At 52.0% G+C, this 244-nt stretch carries 1 protein-coding gene; it reads right to left on the reverse strand.

Features of this window, described 5'->3' with window-relative positions; all coding sequences use genetic code 11:
• On the reverse strand, nt 1–244 hold a 244-nt coding region (locus AB4585_RS22800), incomplete at both ends, for a 4Fe-4S double cluster binding domain-containing protein (RefSeq protein WP_372171083.1).

The raw sequence follows: 244 nt of genomic DNA on the forward strand, positions 1-244 counted from the left end.
GAGATGCACTTGCGCGCATCAATGACACCATCTTCGATTATCGCTCCCGTAGGGCAACTTGTGATGCAAGAGCGACACTTCCCACATTGGTTTTCTACTGGAGCATCGACAGGAAGAGGCAATCCAATCAATAGTTCGCCAAGAAAAAACCAAGAGCCTGCCTCTTCATCGAGCAGCAAAGAGTGTTTACCGGTCCAGCCTAGACCCGCCTTTTCAGCTAAGGGACGCTCCAGCACAGGAGCCG

This window comes from Vibrio sp. 10N.222.49.C9 (assembly GCF_041474985.1).
In the GTDB taxonomy this organism is placed as follows: domain Bacteria; phylum Pseudomonadota; class Gammaproteobacteria; order Enterobacterales; family Vibrionaceae; genus Vibrio; species Vibrio crassostreae_C.